Annotated in this window: 4 protein-coding genes; 3 read left to right on the top strand and 1 reads right to left on the bottom strand. The window is 43.2% G+C overall.

The window, feature by feature from the left end:
- Window positions 1–114, top strand: a 114-nt coding sequence (locus CXF60_RS00505) for a helix-turn-helix domain-containing protein (RefSeq protein ID WP_145990186.1), incomplete at its 5' end; no start/stop codon positions are given.
- A 155-nt stretch (window positions 115–269) separates the two neighbouring features.
- Here CXF60_RS00505 and CXF60_RS00510 read toward each other — a convergent pair.
- Window positions 270–1,154 (bottom strand): LysR family transcriptional regulator, encoded by an 885-nt coding sequence (locus CXF60_RS00510; RefSeq protein ID WP_102090358.1) that lies wholly within the window; start codon window positions 1,152–1,154, stop codon window positions 270–272.
- Window positions 1,155–1,253: 99 nt separating this feature from the next.
- On the opposite strand from CXF60_RS00510, the gene CXF60_RS00515 reads away from it, so the two are divergent.
- Together CXF60_RS00515 and CXF60_RS00520 are read left to right on the top strand one after the other, a co-directional pair.
- Window positions 1,254–2,009: an SDR family oxidoreductase gene (locus tag CXF60_RS00515; protein ID WP_102090359.1), complete on the top strand. Its 756-nt coding sequence runs from the start codon at window positions 1,254–1,256 to the stop codon at window positions 2,007–2,009.
- Between the two features lie 96 nt (window positions 2,010–2,105).
- Window positions 2,106–3,149 (top strand): SDR family oxidoreductase, encoded by a 1,044-nt coding sequence (locus CXF60_RS00520; protein WP_227687647.1) that lies wholly within the window; start codon window positions 2,106–2,108, stop codon window positions 3,147–3,149.
- Window positions 3,150–3,350: the final 201 nt, after the last annotated feature.

Genomic DNA, 3,350 nt, shown 5'->3' on the forward strand with positions numbered 1-3,350 from the left:
AAACACAATCGTATTAAAGAATTGGACAGTCAAAACAATATGACAAAAGAGGAAATCGCTAAGGCGGTTGGTGTGGGCGTAGCTACCGTTTATCGGGTGTTAAAGGAGGGATGAGAGCTGAGATGTTGACCTATTCTTTAAATTACGTACTATAGCTTTACTTTTTCTTAGTCATGGCAAACTCTTCATCGAGTCGTTAGTTTACCGAGTTTTCTTATACGGTTTCTTCAGCATAGCTCACTTATCAGCTGTCCTAAATTAGTTGACCACTACACTTTTAGCCTGTCAACGATAAAATCTATCATCGCCAGTACTCGGTTTGGCGATGGGCGATGTCCGGGGTAGACCGCATAGAGATTGATCAGCTGATGTGTAAAAGAAGTAAGCACACACTCTAAACGTCCTGCTTTAAGGTCTTCCTCAATATCGAATTCACCTTTTACAACCACACCTGCACCATTAATAGCCCATTGGCGTAGTACACCTCCATCATTGGCCAATCTGTTGCCGGATATTTTAACTGCAAATGATTTTCCTTGTTCGATAAAGTGCCATTCCGATTGCGAAGCGTTGGGACGAGCTAAAACCAGACAGTTATGCTGTAAGAGCTCTCTAGGATGCGTGGGCTTCCCGTTGTTTGCCCAATAAATCGGGGCTGCACATACGTAGCGCTTTTGACTCGTTAATCGGCGTGCTTTGAACTCTGAATCGACCAGAGGTCCGGTTCGAATGGCGAAATCAAAGCGTTCACCGATCAGATCCACGACACCATCCGATAGATGAAGATCCACTTTTATTTGTGGGTGTAACTCTAGAAATTCATCAATGATCAATGGTAATCGAGTACGACCAAAATCATTGGTTGCTGTAAAACGAATGGTTCCTCGTAGTGGTCCATTTTGATTAACATGATCAAGCGCTTCTTTTATTTTTCCGAGTATGGAGCGGCAGTGATGCAGAAACTGCTCTCCCTCCGGTGTAAAGTACATGCGCCGAGTAGTACGCATAATCAGTGTTACGCCTACGTACTGCTCTAATTTTTGTAATGCTTGCGTGACTGCTGAGGGAGCGATGTTCCTTTGTCTGGCTACTCCAGCCATAGAGCCGATATCGTGAATATCCACATATATCTGCATTAAGTCAAGTCTGTCCATTATTCAATATTCCTGAATAAACCATTCTTTATATGGTTAATTATTAGTTGATTTAAATATTGTATCATAAAGACCAATTAACGATTTAGGCAGAATAAAATGACAACACCACTGATACAGAGCAATGATGGTCAAGGCTCACTGAAAGGCAGAAAAATTTTTATTGTTGGTGCAGGCTCAGGAATGGGGGCGGCGCTTGCAACGATGGCGGTCGCTCGTGGCGCCAAAGTGGCCTTAGCTGGGCGAAAGCAAGATAAGTTGGATAAGGTTGCAGCAGAACTGGGTGACAGTGTATTAGGTACTTATGCGCTAGATATTAGTGATGCGAAGCAAGTTGATGTAGCACTTGCAGAGCAGGCGCCATACGATCACATTGTATCGACCGCTGCTGATCTGGTGTTTAAGCCATTTTTAGAGTTGTCGGATATGGAGATTCAAAGTATGGTTGCCAGCAAGCTTTATGGTCCGATCAACTTAGCGCGTAGCGCTGATAAGCACCTGACAAATTCAGGCTCTGTGTTATTTTATTCAGGCCTTGCCGCTTATCGACAAGGAGTAGGCTCGTCTATTGTTGGTGTTGTAAACATCGCATTAGAAAGCCTTGTGGCTAATTTAGCCATTGAAATGAAACCAAAACGTTTTAATGTTATTTCTCCCGGAGTCGTCGATAGCGCAACTTGGGATATGCTCAATGATGAAGATAAAGCTGCTCTCTTTAATGATGTCGCTCAATCGCTTCCTGTTGGACGAGTTGGTCAAACGAAAGACCTCTCTCACGCAGCATTGGCTATTCTTGAAAATGGCTTTATTAATGGCACCGTGGTCAATGTTGACGGCGGTGGTCGTATCGCCTAATCTGTAAGACAATTAATTTTTGATACCAGCCACTGCTAGTGGCTGGTTTCTATCAAAAAAGTTGACGTTACCTAAGGAGATATAATGCAACCTCATATGCTTGTCGTAGGTGGTTCAGGTGTGACCGGAAACGGGGCTGTTGTCGCATTACAAGATGCTGAGTGGAAGGTAACAACTCTTTCAAGAGCGATTGAGCCTCCCCATGAGACAGCACATTTATCTGCTGATTTACTTGATAGAGCTTCACTACAGAAGCATTCAGACAGTCTGGCCCATGTGACTCATATTTTTTATGCAGCAATCAAACCCTCCGATGATGCAAAGACAGAAGCGGAAGAAAATAGCTTGATGTTTAAGAATATCATCGAAAGTGTGATAGCCGCTGGGGCGGATTTGAAGCGGGTGATATTTCTGCAAGGGGGCAAGGTTTATGGTGCTCATCTTGGTGTGTATAAAACGCCAGCTCGAGAGGATGATAGCCGTCATTATCCACCAAACCTATATTTTGAACACGAAGACTATGCTCGCACGTTAGAGAGTAAAGGTATCAGGTGGACCGCTTTGCGACCGGATATCATGATTGGTCATTCGCTTGGTTCTGCTATGAATATGGGGAACTTGATTGGTCTCTATGGTACGTTGTGTAAACACTTTGGCGTTGCTATGCAATTTCCGGGTTCTGCAGCGGCTTATAGTGTATTGATCAACTTTACGACTGCGAGTTTATTGGGTGAGGCGGTCGTGTGGGCGGCCGACAACGAAAAGGATGGTGCTTATAACGTTACCAACGGTGATGTATGTCGCTGGAAGTATCTCTGGCCAAAAGTGGCGGAATGGTTCGGACTGGATGTCGGCGAGCCACAGCCAATTAATCTTCAGCAACGTTTGAATCAGGCATCAGATTCCGAATGGAAGAATATTGCAACTCGATATGACTTGCGAGAGCCTGATATTAATCGTATTGCTCAAGGCAGTTTTGGTGACTTCCTTTTTCATGTCGAAACCGATGGGATATTTGATGTGACGAAAGCTCGTCAGGCTGGATTCAATGAAATGAGTTTGCGTACAGATAATGAAATCATTGAGCATTTAGACAACATGGTAAAAGATGGATTAATTCCCAATCCCCAAACTATGTAATGATTGTTTTTCTCAAATTTTTTTGAAAGTCATCATTAGATTAAAAAAGTTGCTGGGTATCAAGAAGCTGGTGTCGTCACGGACGAGACGTTTAATCACAAGCTGAATGAGATTATCAGTACGCTTTAAGCTTTGATGTAACTGAAAGAGATGAATAAAAAAACACTCAACTTGGTTGGGTGTTTTTTGTTAAATAAATCT

The sequence above is a fragment of the Psychrobacter sp. 4Bb genome (assembly GCF_002836735.1).
Classification (GTDB): domain Bacteria; phylum Pseudomonadota; class Gammaproteobacteria; order Pseudomonadales; family Moraxellaceae; genus Psychrobacter.